Origin of the sequence: Actinomyces sp. oral taxon 448 str. F0400, from assembly GCF_000220835.1 — a bacterium.
In the GTDB taxonomy this organism is placed as follows: domain Bacteria; phylum Actinomycetota; class Actinomycetes; order Actinomycetales; family Actinomycetaceae; genus Actinomyces.
In genome coordinates this window covers 1107398-1133838 of the sequence record NZ_GL985606.1, presented here as the reverse complement: position 1 = coordinate 1133838, position 26441 = coordinate 1107398, and the positions used below count along the sequence as shown (strand labels likewise).

Here is a 26441-nt window from a genome sequence, read left to right as displayed (position 1 = left end):
TGCTGGGGCCGGCGATGCCGATCCCCTAGCCTCGGTGCCATGCCCGCCGCCTCACCCGAGCACCCGCCGCACCCCGATCAGCGCCGTCCTCGGCAGTACCGTCAACGCCGCGGGCTGGAGCGCATGGAACTCATCCTGGACGCCGCCACCCGGGTCGTGGCCGAGGTCGGCTACGAACGCACGACGACGAACGCCATCGCCACGCGGGCGGGCATCTCCCCCGGTTCCCTCTACCAGTACTTCTCGAGCAAGGAGGACATCGCCTCCGCCCTGTGGGAGCGCTACGCCGAGCGCCTGAGCGCCATCGTCGACGACGAGGCCCTGACCCGCCCCGACCTGCCGCCCGAGGAGGTCGTGAACCGCATCATCGACCCGGTCCACGCCCTCAAGACCGCTAACCGGGACTTCGCCCAGCTCTACGCCCGCACGAGCGCCGACGAGCTCGAATCCGTCGCACGGGCCCACACCGAATTCCACCGGCGGCTGGTGGACGTCCTGGCCGCCCGCAACCCGAAGGTCTCCCGGACCGAGCTCGCGGACGTCGCCGCGATCGTCTCCGCGATGTTCTCCACCACGGTGACCAGCGAGACTCTCACCGGCGACCCCGCCAAGGACCTGGCCGAGATGAAGCGGGCAATACTCGCCTACATGGGCGCGCGCGGGCTGCGCTGAGCGGGGCGGACCGGCCCGCCCCGCGGCGGTCGTCCGTCGGGGTCTGCGAAGCCCGCCCGCAGGAGCGGGGAGGGCCGCTCGAAGCCGGCCTAAAGCCGCGAGGGCGTAGCCTCGGGGCATGATGAAGCGAAAGCAGCGCGACCGGGGGGCGTCCCGCATGAACATTCTGGTGGTCGGACTGGGCGTCATCGGCACGACGTACGGCTACCTCTTTCACGAGGCCGGCCATGACGTCGAGCACCTGGTGCGCGCCAGCAGTGCAAGGGCCGCCGTCGACTCGCTCGATATCGAGCTCCTGGACGGCAGAACCGACTCGAAGGGGTCGAACTCGCACGGCAGGTACACCGTTCGCCGCAGGACGCGCGAGCGCTACGACCTCATCGTCGTCTCCGTGCCCTCGGGCGGCGTCGCCGAGGTGATGAACGACCTCGACACGAACGGAATCCGCGGACCCGTGCTGCTGTGCTGCGGCTTCTGGGGCGAACGCACGGAGCTGAACAACCTCATGGCCGGCCGCGAGTTCATCCTGGGGTACCCGGTCGCAGGAGGGAGCATCACGGGGAGGACGCTCAGCTGCTGCGTGTTCGACCACATCATGCTCGAACGGGAGGACACGGCGCGAATCCCGAACTACCGGGAGATCGAGGAGCTCTTCCGCTCATGCAGCATCGGACTCGAGCAGCCGTTCGACATGCTCGAATGGATATGGCTGCACATGGCCATCAATGCCGGCGTCGGTGCCGTGGCGGGAATGTACGGGGACATCGACGACACGTCGCGCGCCGCGGAGCGGCTCATGGGCTCCACCACGATGCTCGCCCGCGTCGTGAAAGCGATCCGCGAAACCTCGAGAATCGTGGAATCGCGCGGCGTCAACCTGCGGAACTACCGCGGCGAGCTGCTCCCCTACAGACTGCCGACCGCGCTGTCGGCACCCATGATGAAGCGCATGTTCGCCAGGAACATCCTCACGCGGAAGATCATGACACTGCACAGCAATACCCAGGACCTGCTGTTCGTGTGCAGAACCGTGTACGAAAGCGGCAAGGCGAACGGAGTGGAGGCGCCCGTGTACTACGAGAGCTACGAGGCGGCCCTGAAGAAGGCCTCGCGCTCCGAGCCGGATCATCGCGCGGCTGAGCTCGCCGAAACCGGTGAGAAGGAGACCTGAAACCGCAGGGGCCCAGCCTCGGGGCATGACACAACGGACAACGACGCGAACACCCTCACGCACATCGGCGCGGTCGGCGACGTCCCCGGCCGTTCAGGCCGACGGCCTGACCCGGACCTTCGGGTCCTTCACCGCCGTCGACCGCCTGGACCTGGAGATCCCCACCGGCATCGTCTACGGACTCCTGGGACCCAACGGCGCCGGAAAATCGACGACGCTGCGCATGATCACGACTCTCCTGGCGCCCACCCAGGGGCGGGCCCGGGTCCTGGGGCACGACATCGTCCGCGAGCGCCACGCCGTGCGCAGCCTCATCGGCGTCACCGGTCAGTACGCCAGCGTCGACGAGACACTCACCGGAGTCGAGAACCTGCGGCTCTTCGGCCGCCTGCTGGGATTGAGCAGGCGCCAGGCGCGCGAGCGGGCCGATGAACTGCTGGCCGCATTCAGCCTCACCGACGCCGGGGGCAAGCGGGCAGGCGGATACTCCGGCGGAATGCGACGTCGGCTGGACCTGGCCGTCTCACTGATCGCCCAGCCCCCGCTCATCTTCCTCGACGAACCCACCACCGGCCTGGATCCGCGCACGCGCGAGCAGATGTGGGACGTCATCCGCTCCCTGGCGGAAAGCGGATCCACAATTCTGCTGACCACCCAGTACCTGGAGGAGGCCGACCGACTGGCGCACCGGATCGGCATCATCGACACCGGCAGGCTCATCGCAGAGGGCACACCCGACGAGCTCAAGGACCGAGTGGGCCGCAGCTCCCTCATCCTGACCCCAGCCGCGCCCGAGGACCGGGCCGCGACCGCCGCCGTCATCGAGCGGGTGACCGGGAGCGCCCCGGCGGTCGTCGACCAGGGCGTCCACCTGCAGACACCGCTGACACGGGCCTCGGTGGCCACCGAGGTGCTCGTGGCACTGCGCGACGCCGACCTGTCCCCCCGGACCGTCTCGGTTGACCGCCCGAGCATGGACTCGGTCTTCATGTCCCTGACCGGACACGACTCGGACGATGGCGACTCGGCGGCGTCCGCTGCCCGCGATGCGCCGTCGGAGCCCGAATCCTCGCCGTCACTCTCATCCGCCCGTTCACGCGACGCCAAGGAGCAGTCATGACCCCCACCAGCATCTCATCGGCGTCTCCCGCACCGCCGACCGCCTTCTCATCGGGCGCCTCCCGCTTCAGCGAAGCACGGATCATCCCCGACACCCTCTCCATGGCATGGCGCTCCCTGATCACCATGCTGCGCAACTTTGGGGAGTCCTTCGACATCCTCCTCCAACCGATCATGTTCACCATCATGTTCGGCGAGATCTTCGGAGGCGCCATCGCCGGGAACGTCAAGGCCTACCTGCCCACGATCGTCCCGGGACTGATCATCATAAACGCGCTGACCACGAGCCAGAGCGTGGGCGTGGACCTGCGCGAGGACATGGACAAGGGAGTCTTCGACCGCTTCCGCACCCTGCCGATGTCGCGGGTCGCGCCCGTCCTGGGCCCCATGGTCTCCGACGTGCTGCGCTACCTCGTGTGCACCTCGCTGACCGTGCTCACCGGCGTCGCCCTGGGCTACCGGCCCGAGAACGGCTGGTCCGGGGCGCTGGGCGCCATCGCCCTGGCCACGGGCTGCGCCTGGGCCATCGCCTGGATCTTCCTGCTGCTGGGAACGCTCTTCTCCTCGGCCCAGGCGGTCACCTCCTTCTCGGTGATCATCATGTTCCCGCTGACCTACCTGTCCAACGCGATGGTGCCCACCTCAACGCTGCCGGGCTGGCTCAAGGCCTTCGTGCGCAACAACCCGATCTCGCACATCGTCGACGGTTGCCGATACCTGTTGGACGGAACGGCGACGGGTTCAGCCGAGGACGTGCGCACCGCGATCATCGGCTCCCTCCTGGTCCTGGCCGTCATGGCCCCGTCGACGGTGATCCGCTACCAGCGGCGCAACGCCTGACGGCGCGCCCGGGCCACGGGCGCTGGACGCTAGACGACATCGACGGGTCCGGGCGATGATCGCTCCGGGCGGCCTCGCCCGCCAGACGGCGGGCGAGGCCGCCCGCGTGCGCAATGAGTCGGACGCGGTCCAACGGCCGGATCCGCTCCTCGGCATCGGCCAGAACTCGGGCATCCACACTCCCGGCGCGCTCACGCAGATAGCGGTGCGACAGGAGGCGGCAGGTCTGGTTGGCTCCCACCGCCAGCGCGGTAGCGAGCAGTTCGGCGCCCAGGCCCTGTTGCTGCGGTCCCGCCTGCGCGCCGGCCATGGTCGACAGCCCGACGGCGGCGGCGAGCGCCATGATCGTGGGTATGTCGCGCTGCTGCGGGGCGGAGTCGGTCAGCATGTCGCGCAGGAGCGGGACGGCCCGGGCGCGCACGCCCGCGGCGTCGAGTTCGACGGCGTCGCCCTGATCGAGTTCGACGTCGGTGACCAGGCACATGCCCAGGACGTAGAGCTCCCAGGGGGACCCCGCGCCCATGACCGTGCGCCAGCGTCCGGCGTAGCGCAGGCTCACGCGCTGGATGAGGGCGGCCTCCCGGGGCCGTCCCAGCATCAACTCGAGCTCCCCGCGCACGGAGTAGAAGATGAAACGCAGGGTACCGGGGAAATCCGTCGCCTCCAGCATCGTCAGATGCTTCTCGGCAGCCTCCTGACGAGGATCGAGGCAGACCGTGCAATAGAACTGTTCAAGACGCAGCGCCGTCCGATAGCCGCCGCCCCAGGACGGCAGGATCCGATCGAGGAGCGCCAGCGCGCGAGCGCACGCCTCCACGACCCGGTCGTAGCGACCCAGCGACATAAGGATCTGGAGACGGTGGGTCTGCAGCTCGAACATGTCGATGCCGGCCAGGCCAGCGCCCTGGAGCCGGTCCAGGAGCGCCTCGATGACGTCCAGGGCGGCGTCGGGACGGCCCTCATTCTCCAGCTCGGTGGCCAGGCATCGTCCCGCCGCCCGAGCCACCCAGGGCTCGCGGTCCGCGATGAGCTCAGGCCACTGCCCGGCCGGAGCGAGCAGGAAGCGCCGCACGGCGGCCATGTCCCCCTCGCCGTCGAAGGACCGGCGCAGGGATGAGCGAATCTCCGCGGACAACGGCGGCAGAAGCCCCGACGTGGCACACAGGGCCAGAACGGCGAGGCCGGCCTCATTGCCGCGCAGTCCCCCAGCCGGCTGGGCGGCGACCCTGATGAGGCGCGGACCGTAGCCCGCAACGCGCTCATACCCCCAGGTGACGCTCCACAAACGCAGAAGGGCGGCGCCGATGAGACAAATCGCATCCCTGAGGTCGGCATTCACGCCCGCGTCAGCGCCGTCGGCCTGTTCGAGAAGTCGGTCGAGCTCCTGGAGCACAACGGCCTCATCATCCATGAGCCGCCGGAAGACGCGGTCGTGCCGCTCGGCCTGCGGATGGTCGGCGTCGCCGAAGTCGCCGGCGCCGACGGGCAGACGGACCTGGGAGCACACCTCCAGCGCCCAGTCCCGCAGGGCGCGCCGGGCCCGCACCTCGTCGCCGGAGTCGGCCAGCCGCGACAGGACGACATCGCGTACGGTGACGAGCATATGGAATCGAGGCAGGCCGCGGTCGCGCACGATGAGCAGCGAATGGGTCACCAGGGCGTCGAGCAGGTCGGGCGCCTCCGGCCCGACGACGGCCTCGGCCGCCCCCAGGGTGAAACCGTCGGCGAGCAGGGCCAGCCGGGCCAGGGCATGCCGTTCGGAGACGTCCAGCAGGTTCCAGGACCATTCGATGACCGCGGTCAGGGTGCGCTGCCGGGTCGGGGCGTCTCGCGCGCCCGTGAGCATCCCGGGACGCCCCGGCAGCCTGGCGGCGATCTGCCCCACCGACAGGGTGCGAGTGCGGGCAGCCGCGAGCTCGATGGCCAGGGGGATCCCCTCCACACGGCCCAGCAGGGCCTCCAAGTCCCCGTCGTCGATGACCTGGTCGGGGCGAGCGGCCAGGGCGCGAGCGCGGAAGAGCCCGGCGGCCGCGGCCGCATCCAGCGGCTCCAGGCGGTGGACGTGCTCCGCCCCCAGGTCGAGCCTGCGGCGCGAGGTCGCCAGCACGCGCAGGTCCGGGCAGCCGACCAGGAGCGGGCCGACAAGATCGGCGACCTCGTCCGCCAGGTGCTCGCAGTTATCCAGGATCAGGAGGGTCCCCGGCGGGGCCAGGACGGCGCGCACAACCGCACGGGGGTCGGCATCGGCGGCGAGCGGGCTCCCGACGGCGTTGAGGATGGCCCTGAGCAGATCGACTCCGGAATCGACCTCGGCGAGCGCGACGGCGTAGACGGCGGGACGGCGACTGCGCGCGGCCACGGCCCGAGCCAGAGTGGTCTTGCCGACCCCGCCCGGCCCGGTGATGGTGACCAACCGGTGAGTGCCCAAAGCCCCCAGGACACCGGCCACATCGTCCTCACGGCCGAGGAAATGGTCGGGAACCGGCACCAGGCCGCGGCGCACCGGGTTCTCAGCGGCCAGAACCGCTTCGTGGGCGGCGCGCAGGGCGGGTCCCGGCACGGCGCCCTGCTCGCGCAGACGGCGACGATGATCCTCGTAGATCTCCAGAGCAGCCGCGGGCGAACGCGTCCAGGACACGGCGCGCATGAGGGCGGCCAGGACCGCCTCGTCGCTGCCGTCGCGCCGGGCGGCGGCGCGCAGCAGAGGCAGGGCCCGCTCGCACTCGCCGGTGGCCTCCAAGGCGAGCGCCCGGTCGCGGCGGGCCCGCCACGCATGGCGGGCGGCTCGTTCGCGCAGCACCACCAAGGGCGCGGCATCCGCCACGGGCGCGACGTCGTCGGCGTCGGCCTCGGCCGGCATCGGCAGGTCATCGGTCAGCTCCAGAACCCGGTCCCACCGGCTCGCATCAGCGCTGGCCCGGGCCCGGACCGCCCGATCGGCCAGGTCTCGGGCGTCGACCGCCGCCACCGGCAGCGCCAAGCGGTAGCCGTCGCCAACGCGTTCGACGACACCCTCCCCCACGAGAGCGCGCGCCCGGGAGACGACGACGTGCAGGGCGCGCAACGGATGGGTCGGGGGGTCGTCCGGCCACAGGGCCGCAATGAGCGCGCCGTCACCCGTCCAGGCGTCCTCACCGCCGGCCAGGACGGCGAGCAGATCGACAGCCCGGCCGCTGAGAGCCCTGCCGCGCCAGGTCGGCTCAGCGGTGAGAAGGGACAGCCGATGGGCGGGCGTCACGGGGCCATCCTCCTTCATCGCCTCGCACCGGCGACGGCATCCAAGGTCGACCGCCGCGCCGGGGACCGACCCCCGAATTCGCTCGGATTCACAGACCGAGGTTGTCCTCGACGACGCCGGCGAGCTCACCGGCGACCCGGTCCGCCTCCGTCTGGGTGGCGGCCTCGACCATGACGCGCACGAGCGGCTCGGTGCCGGAGGGGCGCAGCAGAACTCGCCCGGTCTCGCCGAGCCCGTCCTCGGCGTCGGCGACGGCCCTCTGCACGGCCGCGTTGGTGCCGGCAGCGCCCTTGTCGACACCCGTGACGTTGATGAGGGTCTGGGGCAGGCGCGTGACGATGCCCGCCAGTTCCGTCAGGGTCCTGCCGGTGCGCTTGAGCCGGGCGGCCACGCGCAGGGAGGTCAGCACCCCATCGCCGGTGGTGGCGTGGAGGGTGTCGATGACGTGGCCCGACTGCTCGCCGCCGAGGGTGAAACCGCCGGCGAGCATCTTCTCCAGCACGTAGCGGTCACCCACACCGGTCTGCACAGTGCGGATGCCGTGCTCGCGCATGGCCAGGATGAGGCCGAGGTTGCTCATGACGGTCACGACGAGCGTGTCGGAGCCCAGCGTGCCGTCCTCCTTCATGCCCACGGCCAGCAGACCCATGATCTGGTCGCCGTCGACGAGGTCGCCGGCGGCGTCCACGGCCAGGCAGCGGTCGGCATCGCCGTCGTAGGCCACACCCATGTCCGCCCCGACGGAGCGCGCGTAGCTCTGGAGCCGAGCCGGATGGGTCGAACCGCAGTCGGCGTTGATGTTCAGGCCGTCCGGGGAGGCGTTGATGACGATGACCTCGGCGCCGGCGGCGCGCAGAGCGGCCGGGCCGACGCTGGACGCCGCGCCGTTGGAGGCGTCGACGACGATACGCAGGCCCGTCAGGTCGGTGGCCACAGAGTCGACGAGATGGTTGATGTAGTTCTGATCGGCGACCGTCTCGCCCTTGACGACGCGTCCAACCCCGGCCCCGGTGGGCAGGTCCTCGACACGTCCGAGCAGGGCCTCGATCTCGTCCTCGACGGCGTCATCAAGCTTGTAGCCGCCGCGGGCGAAGAACTTGATGCCGTTGTCCTGGAAGGGATTGTGGGAGGCGGAGATCATGACTCCCAGGTCGATGTCCCGGGTGGCGGTCAGGTGGGCGACGGCCGGGGTGGGCAGGACGCCGACGCGGGTGACGTCGACGCCGGAGGAGGCCAGACCGGCGCTGATGGCGTGGTCGAGGAACTCGCCGGATGCGCGCGTATCACGTCCGACGATGGCGTGCGGGCGACCCGTCCGGGAGCGCTTGACGGCGGGCGTCTGCCTGGTGAGGACGCGGGCGGCGGCCTCGCCGAGCTGAACCGCCAGAGCCGGGGTGAGCAGGTCATTAGCCAGACCGCGCACGCCATCGGTACCGAAGAGTCGTGCCATGAGCGAATTCCTCCTGTGAAGGGTGTGGGGGCGTGAGAATTGCGAGAATCGTGAGGTTTATGAGGATTCATGCGGATCGGAGTACGGCGAGCACGCTCATCCTCCCACGTCCTCCGGCCTCCCGGTGCCCGTCTCACCCCGCAGCCGGGCACGCCCCCCGCGCGGGAGGCGCGACAATGCTCCGCCCGCCCGTCACGCGACGAGCGGGCGGAGCGAGCGCATGTCGCCCGGACGCAGGAGGACGCCCGCGGCGGAGGCCGGCCAGCCGCTTCAGCGCTTGGAGTACTGCGGGGCGCGACGGGCCTTGTGCAGGCCGGCCTTCTTGCGCTCGACGACGCGGGCGTCGCGAGTCAGGAAGCCGGCCCTCTTGAGGGCGGCCCGGTTGGCCTCGCGGTCGATGTCATTGAGGGCACGGGCGATTCCCAGACGCAGTGCCCCGGCCTGACCGGAAACACCGCCCCCGTTGATGCGGGCGACGACGTCGAAACGACCCTCGAGATCGAGAATGGTGAAGGGGGCGCGCACGAGCTGCTGGTGCAGCTTGTTGGGAAAGTAATCCTCCAGACTGCGCCCGTTGAGCGTCCACCGGCCGGTCCCGGGGATGAGGCGGACGCGGGCGACCGCCTCCTTGCGGCGCCCCAGGCCGGTACCCGGAGCAGTGACGGATCGGCCGCGGCCCTCGGTGGAACCGGTGGTCTCGGTGGTGTAGCTGGAAGGGGCGTTCTCCTCATCCAGCGCATCGATATTGACAGTGGTCTCAGCCACAATATGTCCTTTGCTTGTCGCGGTGCGCCAGTGCCAAGGCGCTCACTGGGCGACCTGGGTGATCTCGAAGGCCTGCGGATTCTGCGAGACGTGCGGGTGCTCGGCGCCCGCGTAGACCCGGAGCTTCCTGAGCTGGGCACGGCCGAGCTTCGTGTGGGGCACCATGCCTTTGACGGCCTTCTCGACGGCGCGCTCAGGGCGCTTGTCCAGAAGCTCCCGGTAGGAGACTGCCTTGAGACCGCCGGGGTAGCCCGAATGACGGTAGGCGAACTTCCTATCGGCCTTGCCGTTGGTCAGGACGACCTTGTCGGCGTTGACGATGATGACGTAATCGCCGCAATCGGCGTTGGGAGCGAACTGCGGCTTGTGCTTCCCACGGAGCAGAGTCGCGGCCTGAACCGCGAGACGGCCGAGGACGACGTCGGTGGCGTCGATGACGTACCAGTTCCTCTCGACGTCGCCGGGCTTCGGTGTGTACGTGCGCACGGGCGTTGCCTTCGTTTCTCTTTGGCGGGTGGCGCGCCGGCTCCAGCGTTGAAGCATCGCTGAACGACGAGACCACCATGGTCAGATGAGTGGTCGGCGCACCGGCGACCCGGGCGAGTGGGATGACACCACGGATGCGATCACGTGCTGCACGACGGTTGCTCACCTTACCGGGGCCGCATGAAAGGGGTCAAAGAAACCGCACCATGGTGCACCGTGAATCCCACCACGCCGTGGCCGTCCGCCCATCGGCAGCAGTTGATCAGCCGCTCAGCAGCAGTCCCCTCCCCGGATCGCAGCGGCCCCGCCGGCCGGCGGCCTGCGCAGCCTGCGCGCCCGGACGGCCCGCCCGGCCAGGTCGTCGTCGTCCGGGTAGTCGACCGCCTCCAGGATGAGCCCGTGCGGCGGGGCGACCGGCGCGGCGACCTCGCGCGAGTGCCCCGTCAACAGCTCGCCGGGCCACGCCGGCGGTCTGCTCCCCCGCCCGACGGCGAGCCCGGCCCCGACGAGCGAACGGACCATGGAGTGGCAGAAGGCGTCGGCCGTCGCACTCAGCACGACCAGGCCTGCGTCGCCGCCCGGTCCGGACTCCCGACGCCACGTCAGCCCGGACAGAGTGCGGATCGTCGTCGCCCCGGCTCGCGGACGGCAGTAGGACAGGAAGTCGTGCTCGCCCAGGAGCGGTGCGGCGCTCTCCTCCATGGCCTCCACGTCAAGACGGCCCCTCACCCACAGCACGTGCCCCCGGCGCAGGGGGTCGTGCGGAGAAACAGCGTCGGCGATCCGGTAGGCGTAGCGACGACGCAGAGCCGAGAAGCGCGCGTCGAAGCCGTCCGGAACGACCCTCGCGCCGGTGATCACGACGTCGGCGGCTCCGCGGGGCCCCGCGAGAGCCCGACGAGCCAGCACCCCCGCCAGCCGGGTCGCCAGCGCCTGCGCGGGCGTCCGGTCGCTGCGCCCCGGCAGCGCCCGCCACGCCTCGACGGGCACGTCCAAGTGCGCGACCTGAGCGGCGGCGTGCACACCGGCGTCGGTGCGGCCGGCGACCGTCAGCCTCACGGGAACTCGCAGGACAGTGCTCAGCGCCGCTGTCAGGACTCCCTCAACGGTGCGCAGTCCCGGCTGAGCGGCCCAGCCGCTGAAGGCGGCGCCGTCGTAGGCGAGGTCCAGGCGCACCCGGAGGGTGCTCGGCGCGTGGCGGCGCGCGTCATCGGAGGCATCAGTCATGGCCCCATTCGACCACAGCCGGGCGGCCGGACCGCGACCGCCGACCGGGCCCGCCGGCCGATCCGAGGCCACTGCCGACCCTCCCGGCGGGTCGAACGGTAACGTCGTGCCCGTGACTACGACCTCCACTCTCTCCGTCGACTGCGGCGGCGGCGGCATCAAGGCCTCGGTGCTCGACGCCGAGGGCGCCATCGTCTCCCGCGCCGTCCGCACCCCCACCCCCTATCCCCTACCTCCCACCAAGCTCGTCGAGACGATCGCGGGTCTGGCCGAGCAGCTGCCCCGAGCCGACCGCGTCACAGTGGGCATGCCCGGGATGATCCGTCACGGAGTGGTCATCGCCACCCCTCACTACATCACGAGGGACGGCCCGCGCTCGCGGGTCCTGCCCGAGCTGGTCGAGCAGTGGGCCCGCTTCGACATGGGCGGCGCCGTCAGCACCCGTCTGGCAATCCCCGCGCTCGTCCTCAACGACGCCGAAGTCGCCGGCTGCGGGGTCGTCACCGGCCACGGGCACGAGATGATCGTGACCCTGGGGACAGGGCTGGGCAACGCGGTCTTCGACAACGGGATGCTCGCCCCTCACGTCGAAGTCTCCCAGGGGCCGGTGCGCTGGGGGCTGACCTACGACGACTACATCGGGGAGCACGAGCGGCTGCGGCTGGGGGACGCGCACTGGTCGCGGCGCGTGCGCCGGGTCGTCGACGCCCTGCGGCCCATGTACCTGTGGGACCGCCTGTACCTGGGCGGAGGGAACTCACGGCGGATCACCGCCTTCCAGCTGGGCCGGATCGGGGACGACGTGGTCGTGGTCTCCAACGAAGCCGGTATGACCGGCGGCGCCCGGTGCTGGGACATGGCCCGCACCTGAGCCGACCCGACCGCCGGATTCACGAATCCGCCTGAACGCAGACATCCAGGGCGTCGCCGTCGGTCAGGGCGCCCCGGAGGCACAGCTGGCCGTCGCGCTCGGGCGCGGCGGGAGCGACGAGATCGTCCAGACCATCGCCGTCGACGTCCCCCACCTGGACGTCCTGCACCTTCTCACCGGTGGTGCTCCAGGACAGGGTGCCGAGGTCGACGGAGGACACGGGCATCACCTCGGTACCGTAGACGACGACATCCCGTCCCACCGCGCCGCCGTCGGTCTCACGCGCGCAGACGGGGACGACCCGGGTGACGAAGTCCGTCAGGCCCTTGTCGTCGGTGACGACGGCGGTCACAGAGGCCGGCTCACCGGCAGGCACGGCGGCGTCGACCCGCTCCCCCGTGAGCACCTCCTGCGAGCCGTCGGCGTGCTCGACGTACCAGTCGACGTCGACGATCCGTCCGTCGGCGTCGGTGGATCCGGAGGCGTCGAGCGACAACTGATCGCCCGAGCGCGTCACGGCGACCTCCCCCGTCGGACGCTCGTCGGCCTCCATGTCCGCCCAGTGCGTCGCGTCCGCCCAGCCGGGTGCGGCGGCCCGTCCGTCCTGCGCCCCCAGGGTCGTGAGGATGTCCTGAGCGATGGCGGCGTGCCCGTCCTGCGTGGGGTGGAAGGGGACGGCGGACAGGAGTCCGCCGAACCAGGCCTGATCCTGCCCGCACAGCTCGTGGCCCGCGAAACCGGCCGACGGATCGGCGAAGAGGGCCCCGTGACGCTGGGCCGCGGCCTGCACGATTCCGTTGAGCTCGTTGGTCTTCTCCACCATCCAGCGCTGGTCCGCCTTCTTCACGCCCTCGCAGCGGTCGGACAGCATTCCTCCCCCGCCGCCCTCGGCCGGGAAGAGGGGCGGGTATCCGACGGCGACGACCTCGGCGTCGGGAGCGCGCGATCCGATGTCGTCCAAGATGGCGTCGTAACTGTGCACATCCGCCTGGGCGCCCGTGCCCCGCAGCGCGTCGAGCGCCGCGTCGACCCGGCCGGTGATGCGCTCTTCGCCGTGGCAGGTCTTGAACGGCAGCAGTTCCAGGCCGTCGATGCAGTCGCGCATCACGTCGGCGAACCCGACGTCGTTCCCGCCGATGGAGAAGGTGACCAGTCCCGTGTCCCGACCGAGCTGATCGAGCTGGGCCGGCTCGTCCTGCGCCTTGGCCTGATAGAAATCGTTCGTGCGAGCGCCTGCGCAGGCGTGGAAGCTCAACCGCCGGTCGACGTCCTGCCCGACCCGGTGCGGATAGGCGGCGGTCGAGCGCCGACAGCCGTTCCCGTCCGCGCCGTCCGTCCCCGGAGCGTAAGGAGCAATCCCGCTTCCCGAGGCGTAGGAGTCGCCCAGGGCCGCGTAGACGCCTTGAGGCACGCTCACGGCTCCCGCCGCGACCGCCGCCCAGGGGCCGGAGACGGCGAGGGGCGGCGCCAGCGCCGTCAGCACGATGAGCAGACCGGCGAGGGGCCTGCCGGTACGGGAAAGCCGAGGCAGGGAGACCAGGGAGCGGGAACCGGGAATCATCAGGGGAACCTTCGTGTCGATGGCGGAAGCTAGGGTGGGGCTTCGGCGATTACTCTAGCGTCCCGCCAGCGCTTTCATGAGGGTTCCCCGCGGTCGTCCCGGTCGCGTCCCGGAGCGCGAGACGACCGGCGGCGCTCGACCGAGGCCGGCCGCGGACGATCGCGGCGGCCCCGCGTGAACGCACCGGTCCCCCGGCTCATGCGAGCCGGGGGACCGGTGCGTGGTCGATCGGGCGCACCCGCGCCGCAGCAGGGCGCCGTCGTGGGCGCGGCTCGCCTCAGGCGCGACGGCGTGAGACGGCCAGCCCGACGCCACCGACGGCCATGGCGACAACAGCGACCAGACCGGCGGTAGCGGCAGCGGCACCGGTACGGGCGAGGGACGGAGTCCCGGGCGTCTTGGAGGGGGTGGCGCTGGGAGGAGTGGCAACCGGAGCGGACTCACTCGGCGTGCTGCTGGGCGGAACCGCCGGAGCGGACGAGGTCTCCGACGGGGTGGGCGTCGGAGTGGGCGAGGCGGACGGCGTCGCGCTCGGGGTGGACGTCGTGCTCGGAGGAGCCGCGACACCGACGCCGTCACCGCCGCCGATCGCCTGCGCGTCGGTCGTGGCGTCGTACTGCTTGTCATTGACCGTCGCCGTGTTCGAAGCGCTGTCAGTCGTGGTCTGCGTGGTATAGCGGGCGTGGCACACGGTGTCGGCGGAGGGGACCGTCCAGTGCACGGAGTCGCCGTTGGTGGTCACGTTCTCGGGCTTCCAGGACTTGGTCCAGTCGGAGTCCGTGCAGGCGACCTCCTGGAACGTGGCATTGTGATCAACGACCGTGTACTCCTTGGACCCGTTGACGTTGACGTCCCAGGTCCAGGTGTAGGTGCCGTCCTCCTTCTTCGTGAACCAGCCGGACTTGTGGGTGTCCTTGTCCGCCGGAGGCGCGGTGACGCCGCCGCAGCCGGCGTCGCAGGTGCCGTCCCCATTGCCGTCGCCGGGGACGACGGTGGCGGTCCGGTCGTTGACGGTGACGCTCAGGGAGGTTTTGCCCACGGCCTGGTCAGTCAGCTGTCCGTGGGCCCACAGGCTGCCGTCGACGTGGTTCCACTGCTCGACGTTCTTGTTGAGGGTGCAGGTAAGGGTCCCGGTGTCCGCAGCGGCGGCGCAGTCGCCGATCGACACGTCGGGAGCGTCCTTGTTGATGAGCTTGAAGTCGAGGCCATCGGGCCACTTGAGGCCGTCGCCGAGAGTGACGGTGAGGGTCTGCCCCGCGGTCGGGTGGTCGGCACTCCAGTCGGCGGTGAGGTTGACCGTGGCCCACGTCTCGGCCTTCTCCGAGGTGGTCGTGACATTGGAGACCGTGACGTCGTCGGAGGCCTGAGCCGCGGGTGAGGCCAGCGCCGCCCATCCCAGGGTCGTGGCGAGGCCGGTGGCGGCGAGGGCGCCGACGAGGCGCCGTACCACCGCGGGAGCAGCGCGCCTGCTCAATGCTGATCGTGTCTGGGGCATGGGAACTCCATGGGGGTTGGATTACGACTTGGAGACGAATTCACCTTAGCGCGATCGCGATCGAAGTGGAACCGCATGAGACACGTTGTGCGTGAGTCTTGTCACGACAAACATGTCATTCAGAAACGGGAACGGAAAACCGTGGGGCCCGCTCGCGCGACGCGATCGGACCCCACGGTGCGGCAGGTACCGGAGGCTCAGGTGTCGGCCTCGGCGGAGGAGGCGTCGTCGGTCGGGGCCGCAGCCGCCGTCCCCTCCTCGGCCCGCTGCGCGCTCTTCCGCGGGGACGTCGTGGACTCACCTGCGGAGGCCGCCCTCCTGGCGGTGCCGACGGCGTCGGCCACGGCCTCCTTCCTGGCCACGGGCTCGAGCACGAGAGAGATCACGGCCATAGGAGCGTTATCGCCCTTGCGCGGCAGAGTCTTGACAATACGAGTGTAACCGCCGTCACGATTGGCGAATTTAGGGGCGAGCTCATCGAAGAGACGGTAGACAGCGTACTTGTCCGTGATCTTCTTCATCACGGTACGGCGGGCGTGGAGGTCGCCGCGCTTGCCCTTGGTGATGAGTTTCTCCGCATAGGGACGCAGGCGGCGGGCGCGGGCCTGCGTCGTCGTGATGGACTCGTGGATGAACAGCTGCGTGGCGAGGTTGGCCAGCATGTGGCGCTCGTGCTGGGCAGAGCCGCCCAGACGGGGGCCCTTGGTGGGGCGGGGCATAGTGTGTGTCTCCTAGGTGGAATGACGGGCGGGCTCAGGCCTGCTGCTCGTCGCTGAAGGTGGGGCTGGTGTAATCGTTCTCGGAGACGTAGTCGATCGGGGAGCCCTTGAGGGACAGCCCCAGCTCGGCCAGTTTCTCCTTGATCTCAGAGATCGACTTGGCACCGAAGTTGCGGATGTCGAGCAGATCCGCCTCGCTGCGCGCAACGAGCTCACCGACGGTGTGAATCCCCTCCCGCTTGAGGGCGTTGGAGGAGCGGGCCTGCAGGTCCAGCTCGTCGATCATGAGCGCGAGATCCTGCTGGAGGGCCTGATCCATGGGCGAAGGGCCGACCTCGATGCCCTCAGCTTCAACGTTGAGCTCGCGGGCCAGACCGAAAAGCTCGACCAGCGTCTTGCCGGCGGAGGCCAACGCGTCGCGGGGCGTGATGGAGGCCTTCGTCTCAACGTCAACGACGAGACGGTCGAAGTCGGTACGCTGCTCGACGCGGGTGGCCTCGACGGCGTAGGAGACCTTCTTGACCGGCGAGTAGATCGAGTCCACGGGAATGCGGGAGATCTCTGCGTTCGGATCCTTGTTCTGATTGGCGGACACGTAGCCGCGACCGCGCTCGACCGTCAACTCGATCTCGAGCTTCCCCTTCTCGTTGAGCGTGGCGATGACCAGCTCCGGATTGTGGATCTCGACGCCGGCGGGAGGAGTGATATCACCCGCGGTGACGATGCCCGGGCCGGATTTGCGCAGGTACATGACGACGGGCTCGTCGTTCTCGCTCGAGAGCACGATCTCCTTGATGTTGAGGATGATCTGCGCGACATCCTCTTTGACCCCGGCGATGGTGCGGAACTCGTGCGGGACTCCGTCGATGCGCACACTCGTGACGGCCGCGCCCGGAATGGACGACAGCAGCGTGCGGCGCATGGAGTTTCCGAGAGTGTAGCCGAAACCGGGTTCGAGGGGCTCGATGACGAACCGCGAACGGCGGTCCTCCTCGATGACCTCCTCGGAGAGCGTGGGTCGCTGTGCGATGAGCACTGGGTATCCTTTCGTCGCGGCGCCCGCTATATGACGCCGTTCCTCATGGTGCGGCCGCCTTCGGGATCATCCCGGACGGCGGCCCGCCCGCCCCGGCGGGGCGGGTCCGTTCAGCCATTCGGCCGGTGCCGTCCCCGGCCCGTCGCCGGGAGCGATGCCAGCGCTGGCGTATCGAGGGCCTTCCGGTCGTGTTGGCCCCGGCCGGGCTCCCGCGGGCCCGGTGCGGGGGCTCAGACGCGGCGGCGCTTGGGCGGCCGGCAGCCGTTGTGAGCCTGAGGGGTCACGTCCGTGATGGAGCCCACCTCGAGACCGGCGGCCTGGAGGGAGCGGATGGCGGTCTCGCGACCGGAGCCCGGACCCTTGACGAAGACGTCGATCTTCTTCATGCCGTGCTCCTGCGCGCGACGGGCGGCGGCCTCCGCGGCCAGCTGAGCGGCGTAGGGCGTGGATTTGCGCGAGCCCCTGAAGCCGACCTGGCCGGAGGAGGCCCAGGCGATGACGGCGCCGTGCGGGTCGGTCAGCGACACGATGGTGTTGTTGAAGGTGGACTTGATGTAGGCATGACCGTGAGTGACGTTCTTGCGGTCCTTACGGCGCGGCTTGCGCGCAGCGGAGCGGGTCTTGGGAGGCATTCTTCCTTCTTCGGTTGAGGTCGTCGTTCCACGGCGGGCGGGGCCCGCGGTATGAACTGCTGCTGCTTACCGCTTACTTGGCCTTCTTCTTACCGGCCACGGTGCGCTTGGGCCCCTTGCGGGTGCGCGCGTTGGTCTTGGTGCGCTGGCCGTGGACCGGCAGGTGCCGACGGTGTCGCAGGCCCTGGTAGCAGCCGATCTCGATCTTGCGGCGGATGTCGGCCTGAACCTCACGGCGCAGATCCCCCTCGACGCGATAACTCGCTTCGATGTGGCTGCGCAGGGCGACCAGTTCGTCCTCGGTGAGGTCCTTAACGCGGGTGTCGGGATTGACCCCGGTGGCCGCGAGGGTCTCGTCCGCACGAGTACGGCCGATCCCGAAGATATAGGTGAGAGCGACCTCGACTCGCTTCTCGCGAGGCAGATCGACACCGGAAATACGTGCCACGGTTGTGGTTCTCCTGCTGTGCTCCCGGAGGTCGTCACCCGTCTCCTCCGTCATCTGTTCGGGCGGCCCCGGCCTCCGGGGACCGGGGGTTGCGGGCCGACGCGAGCCGGTCGCCGCTGGGACGAGTGCTGATGCGGCCGCCGACCGGCGGCCGTGGGCGAGGGCTCAGCCCTGACGCTGCTTGTGCCGGGGGTTGTCGCAGATAACCATGACACGACCGTGGCGACGAATCACCTTGCAATTGTCACAGATCTTCTTGACGCTCGGCTTGACCTTCATGATGTTCCTCCGTCATCCCCTGACGGGGAGGACTGTCACTTGTACCGGTAGACGATGCGGCCGCGGGACAGGTCATAAGGGCTCAGCTCCACGACCACGCGGTCCTCGGGGAGGATGCGGATGTAATGCTGCCGCATCTTGCCGGAGATGTGCGCGAGCACGACGTGCCCATTGCTCAGCTCCACCCGGAACATCGCGTTCGGAAGGGCCTCGACGACCGATCCCTCGACCTCGATGACGCCGTCCTTCTTAGCCATGTTCCTCCGTCGGTGCTCTCTCGCTCGGGTTCTCCAACGACAACGCCGCCGGACGGCACGCTCGTACCCGCCGACTCACCAGTGCCACGACGAAGCCGCGGAACCCCGAGCGAACACCGGACATGAGCACGCCGGGCCGTCTGGCGCACCGACTGCTTACAATACGTCAATCCTCTCGCCGACCACCACGTGAGATCCAGCACCAGCGCGGTGTTCCCAACCACACGGCTCGTCGGCCCCTTCGGCGGGGCCCGGTGCTCTCGTGAGCGTCCGGTTCAACGGAGCACGACCGCTCAGCGCAGTGGACGCGGCTCGATGCCGTAGGGCGCCAGCCCCTCCACCCCGCCGTCGGAGGCTGTCAGCACCCACACACCGCCGGGGACCAGCGCCACCGTGTGCTCCCACTGGGCGGCGTGGGATCCGTCGGCGGTCACGACCGTCCACCCGTCGTCGAGCTCGCAGATCTCGGGATCGCCGGCGGTGAGCATCGGCTCGACGGCGAGCACCATGCCCGGCTTGAGGCGGGGGCCCCGGCGCCGTACCGAGTAGTTCAGGACGTCGGGCGCCATGTGCATGGCCGTGCCGATCCCATGACCGACGTACTCCTGAAGAATGCCCATCTCAACGCCGTAGCTGCGGTGGGCCTTGGCGACGACGTCCTCAACGGCGTCGCCCACCGTGTTCAGGCGCCCGGCCCGCCCGGAGGCCTCGCCGGCGACGGCGCGGGCGAGAGCGGCGATGGCCGCCCACAGGGCCCGACGAGTCGTGGCGTCCAGGATCCGATCGGCCCGACTGGCGTAGCGCCCACCGACGACGGTGGTGAAGGCGGCATCGCCGTGCCACTGGGTCCCGTCGTCGTCGAGGACGCAGGCGCCGCAGTCGAAGGTGACCAGATCCCCTTCCTGGAGCACCCGTTCACCCGGGATGCCGTGCACGACCTCCTCATTGACCGAAATGCACACGGTGGCCGGGTAGTCGTAGTAGCCCAGGAAGTTCGAGCGGGCGCCGGCGCCGCGAATGGTCGCGGCGCTCACCGCGTCGAGCTCTGCGGTGGTCACTCCCGGACGCACCGCCTCGCGCAGCGCGGCGTGGATGTCGGCGACGACAAGGCCCGCGCGCCGCATGTGGCGCACCTGATCGGGCGTCTTGAGCTCAAGACGTTTGCGCGGTCGCACCGCTTCCTCCTGCGTGTGGTGACGGGACACTGGCCGAGAGCCGGCCGTGCCGGGACGGGGAGGTGGGGAGGGCCGCTCGGCGGCCCGGGCGTCATCGGTGGGAGGTCGATCGACGCGTTCGGCGCGGGGTCGGCCGACCCCGCGCACCCGCTCAGGCCGTGACGCCGCGGGCGCTGAGTCGGGGAACGAGCGCCGTCATTATGCGTTCGGTGACCTCGTCGACGGCGCCGATGCCGTCGACCTGCACGAGCAGCCCGCGGTCGCGATAAAGCGCGGCCAGCGGCGCCGTCTGCTCGGCGTAGACCTCGAGGCGGTGACGGATGACCGACTCGGTGTCGTCCGCACGATTCTGCTCACTCGCCCGTGTGAGGAGGCGGGCGACGACGGCCTCGGAGTCGGCGGTGATCTCCAGAACGATGTCGAGGGCGAGACCGGAGGCGGCCAGGATGGCGTCCAACTCGTGAACCTGCCCCTCGGTACGGGGGTAACCGTCCAGGAGGAAGCCCCGCGCGGCATCGTCGGCCGCCAGCCGGCTCCTGACCATCGCGTTGGTCACGGAGTCGGGCACGTACTCACCTCTGTCCATGTACTGCTGGGCCCGCCTGCCGAGCTCGGTGGCACCGGCGACATTGGCGCGGAAGATATCGCCGGTGGAAATGGCGGGGATGGACAGGCGCCCGCAGATGCGGGCCGCCTGGGTGCCTTTGCCGGCCCCGGGCGGGCCGAGGAGGACCATGCGTGCGCTCATGAGAGGAACCCTTCGTAGTGGCGCTGCTGAAGCTGGGAGTTGATCTCCTTGACCGTCTGAAGGCCGACTCCGACCATGATGAGAATGGTCGTGCCGCCGAACGGCAGGTTCTGGGACAGGCCCAGCCACATCACCGCGATAGTCGGCAGGAGGGCCAGGACGACGAGGTAGAGCGAACCCGCCACCGTCACGCGGTTAATGACGTATCCGAGGTAGCGCGCCGTCGGCTCGCCGGCGCGGATCCCGGGAATGAATCCGCCGTACTTCTTCATGTTGTCCGCGATTTCCTCGGGGTTGAAGGTGATCGCGGTGTAGAAGAAAGTGAAGAAGAGGATGAGGACGCCGTAACCGACGAGGTAGACCGGCGCGGTCTGCTGGAGGTTCTTGTCGATCCACTGCACCCACGAGCTGGCGGGGCTGCCGAATTGAGCTACGAGCTGAGGCATGGACAGGATCGAGGAGGCGAAGATGACCGGGATGACGCCCGCGGTGTTGATCTTGATGGGGATGTAGGTGGTCGAGCCGCCGTACTGGCGCCGTCCGACCATGCGCTTGGCGTACTGGACCGGGATACGGCGCGTGGCCTGCTCGATGAAGACGACGGCGATGGTGGCCACGAGGATCACGGCGACGACGGCGAGGAACTTCGAGACGCCGCCGTTGCCCCCGATGATGGAGAACAGGTTCTGCGGCATGCGCGCCACGATCGAGGTGAAGATGAGCAGCGACATGCCATTGCCGATGCCCTTCTCGGTGATGAGCTCGCCCAACCACATGATCAGGCCGGTGCCAGCAGTCATGGTGACGACCATGACCGCCATGTTGAGGGCGGAGTCATTGGGGACGACGGATACGCTGCAGTTCTGGAAGAGTTTGCCGTTGGCGGCGGTGGCCACGATGGTCGCGGACTGGAGGACGCCCAGGCCGATCGTGAGGTAGCGCGTGTACTCGGTGAGCTTGGCGGTGCCCGACTGCCCCTCCTTGTAGAGCTCCTCGAAGTGCGGGATCACCACGCGCAGCAGCTGGATAATGATCGACGCCGTGATGTAGGGCATGATGCCCAGCGCGAACACACTCAGCTGAAGCAGAGCTCCACCGGAGAAGATGTTGATCAGGTTCAGCAGCCCCGCGTCCTGACTCTCCCCGATGCACTTCTGGACGTTGGCCATGTCGACGCCCGGGGTCGGCAGAATCGACCCGAGGCGGAACAGGGCCATGATGCCGAGGGTGAAGAGGAGCTTCGACCTGAGGTCCGGCGTCCTGAACGCCTGCATGAACGCGCTGAGCACTCGGTCTCCTGTAGTCGCGGAAGATTCTCAGGGCGCCGCCGACCCGATCCGGGCGCTGGCGCTCCGGCGCCGGGAAAGCGCCGCTGGCCACCCTACCCTGCATTCGGCGGCTGTTAACCGGACGCCGCCCGGTCGCAACAGGGTATCCGTCACGCCTCGCCGGTCCCCGCGCCGTGCAGCACGCGCGGCGGAGCTTGCATGATGGAACGCGCGCACGCCGCACGTGCTGACCCGCCCTGGTGGTGGCGCAGCGGCCGCTGCGCCACCACCAGGGCGGGTCCGGTCATCAGCGCGTCCCGGTCAGGCGTCCACCGCCTGCTCGCGAGCGGTCACGGAGCCGCCGGCGGCCTCGAGCTTCTCCTTGGCGGAGCCGGACCAGGCGTCGACGACGACGTCGAGCCTGACATCCACCTCGCCCGAGCCCAGGACCTTGACCAGGCGGCCCTTGCGGACGGCGCCCTTGGCGACGAGATCCTCGACGGTCACCGAGCCGCCGACGGGGAACAGCTCGGCGATGCGACCGACGTTGACGGGCTGGTACTCCACCCGGTTGGGATTCTTGAAACCGCGCAGTTTGGGCAAGCGCATGTGCAGCGGCATCTGGCCGCCTTCGAAACCGGGACGCACCCGGCGGCGCGCTTTGGTGCCCTTGGTCCCGCGGCCGGCGGTCTTGCCCTTGGAGCCCTCACCGCGACCCACTCGGGTCTTGGCCTTCTTGGACCCCGGGGCGGGGCGCAGGTCGTGCAGCTTGATGATCCGCGCCCTCTTCTGCTCGTTCTCGGGGCCCTCGCCGGCCCCGGTCTTCCTGGCGTCAGCCATTTCAGGCCTCCTCAACGGTGACAAGATGCGACACCGTGGCGATCATGCCGCGCACGGAGGCGCTGTCCTCGCGGACGACGGATTGGCGGATCCTGCGCAGGCCGAGCGACCTGAGCGTCTCACGCTGACGGCGCGTACCGCCGATGCTCGAACGTACCTGGGTCACCCTGATCCGCTGCGACTGCTCCAGTCGCTCCGATGCTGCCTCAGCCATCACGCACCCACTCCTTCAGCGGCCTTGTCGGCCTCCTTCTTCTCGGCCTCGGCGCGCTTGTCGGCCTCACCCTCGGCGCGGGCCCGCAGCATGGACTGCGGGGCGATGTCTTCCAGGGGCAGTCCGCGTCGGGCTGCGACGGCCTCGGGCTGCTCAAGCCCCTTGAGCGCATCGACGGTCGCATGGACGATGTTGATCGCATTGGAGGAGCCGAGCGACTTCGACAGGATGTCGTGGACGCCGGCGCAGTCCAGCACGGCCCGCACCGGGCCGCCGGCGATGACCCCGGTTCCGGGGGACGCCGGGCGCAGGAGGACGACCCCGGCGGAGTCCTCGCCCTGCGTCAGATGCGGGATGGTGCGACGGATCATCGGGACGTGGAAGAAGTTCTTCTTCGCGATCTCGACAGCCTTGGCGATGGCGGACGGGACCTCCTTCGCCTTGCCGTAGCCCACGCCCACGGTGCCCTCACCGTCACCGACGACGACCAGCGCCGTGAAGGTGAAACGGCGGCCGCCCTTGACGACCTTGGACACGCGATTGATGGTGACGACGCGCTCGATGTACTTGTCGTCATTGCCGCGGCCACTGCGGTCGCGGCGGTCGTTGTTGCGGTCGCGACGACCGCGGCCGTTCTCGCGCTGGGCCGAGCCGCTGGACGACACGGACCTGTCTCGCTGCGGTGACATCAGATATTCCTCTGCTTTCTCGTCGTCCGGCTCAGAACACCAGGCCGCCCTCGCGGGCGCCCTCGGCTACGGCCGCCACGCGTCCGTGGTACTTGTAACCGGCGCGGTCGAAGACGATCGACTCGATGCCCAGGGCCCTGGCGCGCTCGGCCACGAGCTCGCCGACCCTGCGGGCGGCGCCGACTTTATGGCCCTCGATCTCGACCTCCTTAATGGCCTTCTCGAGGGTCGAGGCCGAGCACAGCGTGTGACCGACGGTGTCGTCGACGAGCTGGGCCACCATGTGGCGATTGGAGCGGGTGACGACCAGACGCGGGCGCTGCGGGGTACCGCTGATGCGCTTGCGCACGCGCTGGTGGCGCAGCCTGCGGGCGACCGCCTTTGAGTTCTTCTTCCTCTTGATCGAGTACGCCATGGTCACTTACCAGCCTTTCCGACCTTGCGACGCACGTTCTCACCGGCATAGCGCACGCCCTTGCCCTTGTAGGGCTCAGGCGGACGGATCTTGCGGATATTCGCAGCGACCTCGCCGACCTGCTCCTTGGAGATGCCGGAGACGATGATCCTCAGGTTCCCCTCGACTTTGAGATCGATGCCCGCGGGGGGCTCGACGACGACGGTGTGGGAGAAACCGAGCGAGAGTTCGACTCCGGCGCCCTTCTGAGCCGCGCGGTATCCGGTGCCAACGATCTCGAGCTGCTTGGAGTAGCCCTCGGTCACGCCGACGACCATGTTGTTAATGAGCGTACGCGACAGGCCGTGCAGCGAGCGGGACTCGCGCTCGTCGTCGGGACGGGTCACCAGAATGGTGCCGTCATCCTGCCGGGTCACGCTCAGCGGCGCACTGATCGTGCGGGATAGAGTCCCCTTGGGACCCTTGACCGTCACGTCATTGCCGTCGATGGTGACGTCCACGCCGGTGGGAACCGGAACGGGAAGTCGTCCGATGCGAGACATGATTTTCCTCCGTTCCCTCTCTCACCAGACGTAGGCGAGCACTTCGCCGCCGACGCCTCTGGACTCGGCCTGCCTATCGGTCAGCAGGCCGGAGGAGGTGGACAGGATGGCCACCCCCAGACCGCCGAGGACCTTGGGCAGGTTCGTGGACTTGGCGTAGACGCGCAGGCCCGGCTTGGAGACGCGCTTGAGGCCCTGGATGGCCCGACGGCGGTTAGCCCCGTACTTCAAGCTCAACGTGAGCGTCTTGCCCACCGCGGCGTCCGCAACCTCGTAGCCGGCGATGTAGCCCTCCGCCTTGAGCATCGAGGCGATGTTCACCTTGAGCTTGCTCGACGGCATGGAGACGGTCTCGTGGTAGGCGTTGTTTGCGTTGCGCAGACGAGTCAGCATGTCTGCGATCGGATCTGTCATAGTCATGAGTGGGCCTGCGCCCTTCCTCGTCGCGGTTTCCTCCTCGGACCTGCGACGTGTGTTTCTTACCAGCTGGACTTGCTCACACCAGGGAGCTGGCCGCCCAGGGCCATCTCACGCAGGCAGATACGGCACAGGCCGAACTTGCGATACACCGAGTGCGGACGGCCGCAGCGCTGGCAGCGCGTGTAGGCGCGAACTGCGAACTTCGGCTTGCGGTTGGCCTTCTCGATAAGAGCGGTCTTCGCCATGTCACTTCTCCTTGAAGGGGAAGCCGAGCTGCCTCAGCAGCGAGCGGGCCTCCTCGTCGGTCTTGGCCGTGGTCACCACGGTGATGTCCATACCGCGCACGCGGTCGATCGAATCAGCATCGATCTCGTGGAACACGGACTGCTCCGTGAGACCGAAGGTGTAATTTCCGTTGCCGTCGAACTGCCTAGGGGACAGTCCACGGAAGTCGCGGATCCGGGGAAGCGCGATCGAGATAAGGCGATCGAGGAACTCCCACATGCGGTCGCCGCGCAGCGTGACGTGCGCGCCGATCGGCTGGCCCGCGCGCAACTTGAACTGCGCGATGGACCTGCGGGCTCGGGTGATCTGGGGCTTCTGCCCGGTGATGGACGCCAGGTCGCGCACGGCCCCCTCGATCATCTTGGAGTCATGAGCGGCCTCGCCCACGCCCATGTTGACGACCACCTTGACAACGCGCCCGACCTCCATGATGTTGCCGTGCTGGAACTCCTCGCGCAACGCCGGGCGCACGTCCCGGGTGTACCGGGCCTTCAGTCGGGGGGTGATCGTGGCGGTCACGCCGGCAGTCTCAGAACTCATAGTCACAGATCCTCCCCGGACTTCTTGGCATAGCGCACGCGGACGGTGCGCTTACGACCATCGGGGCGCTCCCCTTCCTCGACGCGGAAGCCGACGCGGGTGCGCTTCTTGGTCTTAGGATCCACGGGCATGACGTTGGAGGCGTGGATCGGGGCCTCGACGGTCTCGATGCCGCCGGTGCGGGCTCCCTGAGCGGACTGCCCGGCCTTGACGTGCCTGGTCACGCGCTGAATGCCCTCGACGACGACGCGGTCGGCGTCGGGCAGAACTCGCAGGACGCGCCCCGTCTTCCCCTTGTCCCTACCCGCGATGACGATGACCTGATCGCCTTTCTTAATACGTGCCATATTCAGATCACCTCCAGGGCGAGCGAAACGATGCGCATGAACTTCTTTTCGCGAAGCTCACGGCCGATGGGGCCGAAAATGCGCGTGCCGCGCGGTTCGCCGTCGTTCCTGAGGATGACGGCGGCGTTCTCATCGAAACGAATGTACGAGCCGTCCGGACGGCGACGCTCCTTGGCGGCGCGCACGACAACCGCTTTGACGACCTCGCCCTTCTTGACGTTGCCGCCGGGGATGGCGTCCTTCACGGTGGCGACGATCGTGTCGCCGATGCCCGCATAGCGCCGACCCGAGCCGCCGAGCACACGGATGCACAGGATCTCCTTGGCACCGGTGTTGTCGGCGACCTTCAGTCGCGACTCCTGCTGGATCATTGAGTGTTCTCCTGTCGTCGAGCCGGTTCTCGACTCCCCCGAGGGCGAATGAGCCTAGCCGAACGTTCCTTCTTCTCTTGCGCACTGCTCCGCCCGCCGAGGGCGGGCGGAGTCCCCGGTCCGGGACCGTCAGACGCAGGCGCTCGAAGCACGGGCTCTGCGCAAGGTCTCTGACGGGCGCACCGGGACGCACGCAACCCTCGCAGCCTAGTGCAAGCCCAGTATCCCGCGGAACCGCAGCGAGCCGAGCGATCCTGTGCCTTTGCTCACCGACGTCCTCTCTCATCGACCCGCCGAGCGGAGAGCTCGCATTGTCGCCGC

30 protein-coding genes and 1 pseudogene are annotated in these 26441 nt (G+C 69.1%); 5 read left to right on the top strand and 26 right to left on the bottom strand.

Annotated elements, in window-relative coordinates; translation table 11 throughout:
• The first annotated feature begins 39 nt into the window (after positions 1-39).
• The 4 genes from HMPREF9062_RS04835 to HMPREF9062_RS04820 all read left to right on the top strand — a co-directional run bounded on the left by HMPREF9062_RS04835 (position 40) and on the right by HMPREF9062_RS04820 (position 3802).
• Positions 40-672: a TetR/AcrR family transcriptional regulator gene (locus HMPREF9062_RS04835; RefSeq protein WP_172634828.1), complete on the top strand. Its 633-nt coding sequence runs from the start codon at positions 40-42 to the stop codon at positions 670-672.
• A 118-nt stretch (positions 673-790) separates the two neighbouring features.
• Entirely contained in the window at positions 791-1843 is a 1053-nt protein-coding gene (locus HMPREF9062_RS04830) for a ketopantoate reductase family protein (protein WP_009748927.1), read from the top strand.
• 25 nt (positions 1844-1868) lie between these two features.
• Entirely contained in the window at positions 1869-2963 is a 1095-nt protein-coding gene (locus tag HMPREF9062_RS04825; RefSeq protein WP_009748926.1) for a daunorubicin resistance protein DrrA family ABC transporter ATP-binding protein, read from the top strand.
• On the top strand, positions 2960-3802 hold the full coding sequence (locus HMPREF9062_RS04820) for an ABC transporter permease (RefSeq protein WP_009748925.1): 843 nt from the start codon (positions 2960-2962) through the stop codon (positions 3800-3802). The genes HMPREF9062_RS04825 and HMPREF9062_RS04820 overlap by 4 nt, the downstream gene beginning before the upstream one ends.
• Here HMPREF9062_RS04820 and HMPREF9062_RS04815 read toward each other — a convergent pair.
• From HMPREF9062_RS04815 to HMPREF9062_RS04795, 5 genes are all read right to left on the bottom strand, one after another.
• Complete coding sequence (locus HMPREF9062_RS04815; protein ID WP_301280140.1) at positions 3756-7040, bottom strand: ATP-binding protein; 3285 nt, start codon at positions 7038-7040, stop codon at positions 3756-3758. The two genes, HMPREF9062_RS04820 and HMPREF9062_RS04815, sit on opposite strands and share 47 nt — an antisense overlap.
• An 88-nt stretch (positions 7041-7128) precedes the next feature.
• Complete coding sequence (gene glmM, locus HMPREF9062_RS04810; RefSeq protein ID WP_009748923.1) at positions 7129-8490, bottom strand: phosphoglucosamine mutase; 1362 nt, start codon at positions 8488-8490, stop codon at positions 7129-7131.
• Between the two features lie 270 nt (positions 8491-8760).
• Positions 8761-9255, bottom strand: a complete 495-nt coding sequence (rpsI, locus tag HMPREF9062_RS04805; RefSeq protein ID WP_009748922.1) for a 30S ribosomal protein S9 — start codon at positions 9253-9255, stop codon at positions 8761-8763.
• Between the two features lie 42 nt (positions 9256-9297).
• Positions 9298-9741 carry a 50S ribosomal protein L13 gene (rplM, locus tag HMPREF9062_RS04800; protein WP_009748921.1) on the bottom strand — a complete coding sequence of 148 codons (444 nt, stop codon included), beginning with the start codon at positions 9739-9741 and terminating at the stop codon, positions 9298-9300.
• A gap of 270 nt (positions 9742-10011) precedes the next feature.
• Complete coding sequence (locus tag HMPREF9062_RS04795; protein WP_050795318.1) at positions 10012-10968, bottom strand: tRNA pseudouridine synthase A; 957 nt, start codon at positions 10966-10968, stop codon at positions 10012-10014.
• A gap of 112 nt (positions 10969-11080) precedes the next feature.
• On the opposite strand from HMPREF9062_RS04795, the gene HMPREF9062_RS04790 reads away from it, so the two are divergent.
• A complete protein-coding gene (locus tag HMPREF9062_RS04790; protein WP_009748919.1) occupies positions 11081-11839 on the top strand; it encodes an ROK family protein in 759 nt (252 codons plus the stop codon).
• 19 nt (positions 11840-11858) lie between these two features.
• Here the strand turns inward: HMPREF9062_RS04790 and HMPREF9062_RS04785 are convergent, their stop codons facing one another.
• From HMPREF9062_RS04785 to rplN, 21 genes and pseudogenes are all read right to left on the bottom strand, one after another.
• Positions 11859-13400, bottom strand: a complete 1542-nt coding sequence (locus HMPREF9062_RS04785) for a GDSL-type esterase/lipase family protein (protein WP_083820021.1) — start codon at positions 13398-13400, stop codon at positions 11859-11861.
• Between the two features lie 277 nt (positions 13401-13677).
• Positions 13678-14895, bottom strand: a complete 1218-nt coding sequence (locus HMPREF9062_RS04780; RefSeq protein WP_172634827.1) for an Ig-like domain-containing protein — start codon at positions 14893-14895, stop codon at positions 13678-13680.
• A 206-nt stretch (positions 14896-15101) separates the two neighbouring features.
• Positions 15102-15614: pseudogene (gene rplQ / locus HMPREF9062_RS04775) on the bottom strand (50S ribosomal protein L17); the annotation flags it as partial.
• 34 nt (positions 15615-15648) lie between these two features.
• Positions 15649-16650: a DNA-directed RNA polymerase subunit alpha gene (locus tag HMPREF9062_RS04770; protein WP_009748916.1), complete on the bottom strand. Its 1002-nt coding sequence runs from the start codon at positions 16648-16650 to the stop codon at positions 15649-15651.
• A 230-nt stretch (positions 16651-16880) separates the two neighbouring features.
• Entirely contained in the window at positions 16881-17282 is a 402-nt protein-coding gene (gene rpsK, locus HMPREF9062_RS04765; RefSeq protein ID WP_009748915.1) for a 30S ribosomal protein S11, read from the bottom strand.
• 73 nt (positions 17283-17355) lie between these two features.
• Complete coding sequence (gene rpsM, locus HMPREF9062_RS04760) at positions 17356-17730, bottom strand: 30S ribosomal protein S13 (RefSeq protein WP_034254727.1); 375 nt, start codon at positions 17728-17730, stop codon at positions 17356-17358.
• Positions 17731-17895: 165 nt separating this feature from the next.
• Entirely contained in the window at positions 17896-18009 is a 114-nt protein-coding gene (gene rpmJ / locus HMPREF9062_RS04755; protein WP_009748913.1) for a 50S ribosomal protein L36, read from the bottom strand.
• 35 nt (positions 18010-18044) lie between these two features.
• Positions 18045-18266, bottom strand: coding sequence for a translation initiation factor IF-1 (gene infA / locus HMPREF9062_RS04750; RefSeq protein ID WP_003781847.1), 222 nt, complete (start codon positions 18264-18266; stop codon positions 18045-18047).
• Between the two features lie 293 nt (positions 18267-18559).
• Entirely contained in the window at positions 18560-19441 is an 882-nt protein-coding gene (map, locus tag HMPREF9062_RS04745) for a type I methionyl aminopeptidase (protein ID WP_009748912.1), read from the bottom strand.
• Between the two features lie 151 nt (positions 19442-19592).
• The gene (locus tag HMPREF9062_RS04740) at positions 19593-20189 is read right to left on the bottom strand and encodes an adenylate kinase (RefSeq protein WP_172634826.1); all 597 of its coding nucleotides are present in this window, start codon (positions 20187-20189) and stop codon (positions 19593-19595) included.
• On the bottom strand, positions 20186-21478 hold the full coding sequence (secY, locus tag HMPREF9062_RS04735; RefSeq protein ID WP_009748909.1) for a preprotein translocase subunit SecY: 1293 nt from the start codon (positions 21476-21478) through the stop codon (positions 20186-20188). The genes HMPREF9062_RS04740 and secY overlap by 4 nt, the downstream gene beginning before the upstream one ends.
• A 300-nt stretch (positions 21479-21778) precedes the next feature.
• Complete coding sequence (gene rplO / locus HMPREF9062_RS04730; RefSeq protein ID WP_009748907.1) at positions 21779-22297, bottom strand: 50S ribosomal protein L15; 519 nt, start codon at positions 22295-22297, stop codon at positions 21779-21781.
• Position 22298: 1 nt separating this feature from the next.
• A complete protein-coding gene (gene rpmD / locus HMPREF9062_RS04725) occupies positions 22299-22511 on the bottom strand; it encodes a 50S ribosomal protein L30 (protein ID WP_009748906.1) in 213 nt (70 codons plus the stop codon).
• Positions 22511-23203, bottom strand: coding sequence for a 30S ribosomal protein S5 (rpsE, locus tag HMPREF9062_RS04720; RefSeq protein WP_034253762.1), 693 nt, complete (start codon positions 23201-23203; stop codon positions 22511-22513). The genes rpmD and rpsE overlap by 1 nt, the downstream gene beginning before the upstream one ends.
• Positions 23204-23231: 28 nt before the next feature.
• On the bottom strand, positions 23232-23615 hold the full coding sequence (gene rplR / locus HMPREF9062_RS04715; protein WP_034254726.1) for a 50S ribosomal protein L18: 384 nt from the start codon (positions 23613-23615) through the stop codon (positions 23232-23234).
• Between the two features lie 2 nt (positions 23616-23617).
• Entirely contained in the window at positions 23618-24157 is a 540-nt protein-coding gene (gene rplF / locus HMPREF9062_RS04710; RefSeq protein WP_009748903.1) for a 50S ribosomal protein L6, read from the bottom strand.
• Positions 24158-24178: 21 nt separating this feature from the next.
• Positions 24179-24577 carry a 30S ribosomal protein S8 gene (rpsH, locus tag HMPREF9062_RS04705; protein WP_009748902.1) on the bottom strand — a complete coding sequence of 133 codons (399 nt, stop codon included), beginning with the start codon at positions 24575-24577 and terminating at the stop codon, positions 24179-24181.
• 59 nt (positions 24578-24636) lie between these two features.
• The gene (locus HMPREF9062_RS04700) at positions 24637-24822 is read right to left on the bottom strand and encodes a type Z 30S ribosomal protein S14 (RefSeq protein ID WP_006548396.1); all 186 of its coding nucleotides are present in this window, start codon (positions 24820-24822) and stop codon (positions 24637-24639) included.
• Position 24823: 1 nt separating this feature from the next.
• On the bottom strand, positions 24824-25402 hold the full coding sequence (gene rplE, locus HMPREF9062_RS04695) for a 50S ribosomal protein L5 (RefSeq protein WP_009748901.1): 579 nt from the start codon (positions 25400-25402) through the stop codon (positions 24824-24826).
• A 2-nt stretch (positions 25403-25404) separates the two neighbouring features.
• On the bottom strand, positions 25405-25749 hold the full coding sequence (gene rplX, locus HMPREF9062_RS04690; RefSeq protein WP_009748900.1) for a 50S ribosomal protein L24: 345 nt from the start codon (positions 25747-25749) through the stop codon (positions 25405-25407).
• A 2-nt stretch (positions 25750-25751) separates the two neighbouring features.
• Entirely contained in the window at positions 25752-26120 is a 369-nt protein-coding gene (rplN, locus tag HMPREF9062_RS04685) for a 50S ribosomal protein L14 (RefSeq protein WP_009748899.1), read from the bottom strand.
• Between the last annotated feature and the right edge of the window lie 321 nt (positions 26121-26441).

Coding starts and splice junctions, on each gene's coding strand:
- HMPREF9062_RS04835 (WP_172634828.1), top strand. CDS start 40: ATGCCCGCCGCCTCACCCGAGCACCCGCCGCACCCCGATCAGCGCCGT.
- HMPREF9062_RS04830 (WP_009748927.1), top strand. CDS start 791: ATGATGAAGCGAAAGCAGCGCGACCGGGGGGCGTCCCGCATGAACATT.
- HMPREF9062_RS04825 (WP_009748926.1), top strand. CDS start 1,869: ATGACACAACGGACAACGACGCGAACACCCTCACGCACATCGGCGCGG.
- HMPREF9062_RS04820 (WP_009748925.1), top strand. CDS start 2,960: ATGACCCCCACCAGCATCTCATCGGCGTCTCCCGCACCGCCGACCGCC.
- glmM (WP_009748923.1), bottom strand. CDS start 8,490: ATGGCACGACTCTTCGGTACCGATGGCGTGCGCGGTCTGGCTAATGAC.
- HMPREF9062_RS04795 (WP_050795318.1), bottom strand. CDS start 10,968: ATGACTGATGCCTCCGATGACGCGCGCCGCCACGCGCCGAGCACCCTC.
- HMPREF9062_RS04785 (WP_083820021.1), bottom strand. CDS start 13,400: ATGATTCCCGGTTCCCGCTCCCTGGTCTCCCTGCCTCGGCTTTCCCGT.
- HMPREF9062_RS04780 (WP_172634827.1), bottom strand. CDS start 14,895: ATGCCCCAGACACGATCAGCATTGAGCAGGCGCGCTGCTCCCGCGGTG.
- rpsK (WP_009748915.1), bottom strand. CDS start 17,282: ATGCCTCCCAAGACCCGCTCCGCTGCGCGCAAGCCGCGCCGTAAGGAC.
- rpmJ (WP_009748913.1), bottom strand. CDS start 18,009: ATGAAGGTCAAGCCGAGCGTCAAGAAGATCTGTGACAATTGCAAGGTG.
- infA (WP_003781847.1), bottom strand. CDS start 18,266: ATGGCTAAGAAGGACGGCGTCATCGAGGTCGAGGGATCGGTCGTCGAG.
- HMPREF9062_RS04740 (WP_172634826.1), bottom strand. CDS start 20,189: ATGAGCGCACGCATGGTCCTCCTCGGCCCGCCCGGGGCCGGCAAAGGC.
- rplO (WP_009748907.1), bottom strand. CDS start 22,297: ATGGCTGACGCCAGGAAGACCGGGGCCGGCGAGGGCCCCGAGAACGAG.
- rpmD (WP_009748906.1), bottom strand. CDS start 22,511: ATGGCTGAGGCAGCATCGGAGCGACTGGAGCAGTCGCAGCGGATCAGG.
- rplR (WP_034254726.1), bottom strand. CDS start 23,615: ATGGCGTACTCGATCAAGAGGAAGAAGAACTCAAAGGCGGTCGCCCGC.
- rplF (WP_009748903.1), bottom strand. CDS start 24,157: ATGTCTCGCATCGGACGACTTCCCGTTCCGGTTCCCACCGGCGTGGAC.
- rpsH (WP_009748902.1), bottom strand. CDS start 24,577: ATGACTATGACAGATCCGATCGCAGACATGCTGACTCGTCTGCGCAAC.
- HMPREF9062_RS04700 (WP_006548396.1), bottom strand. CDS start 24,822: ATGGCGAAGACCGCTCTTATCGAGAAGGCCAACCGCAAGCCGAAGTTC.
- rplE (WP_009748901.1), bottom strand. CDS start 25,402: ATGAGTTCTGAGACTGCCGGCGTGACCGCCACGATCACCCCCCGACTG.
- rplX (WP_009748900.1), bottom strand. CDS start 25,749: ATGGCACGTATTAAGAAAGGCGATCAGGTCATCGTCATCGCGGGTAGG.
- rplN (WP_009748899.1), bottom strand. CDS start 26,120: ATGATCCAGCAGGAGTCGCGACTGAAGGTCGCCGACAACACCGGTGCC.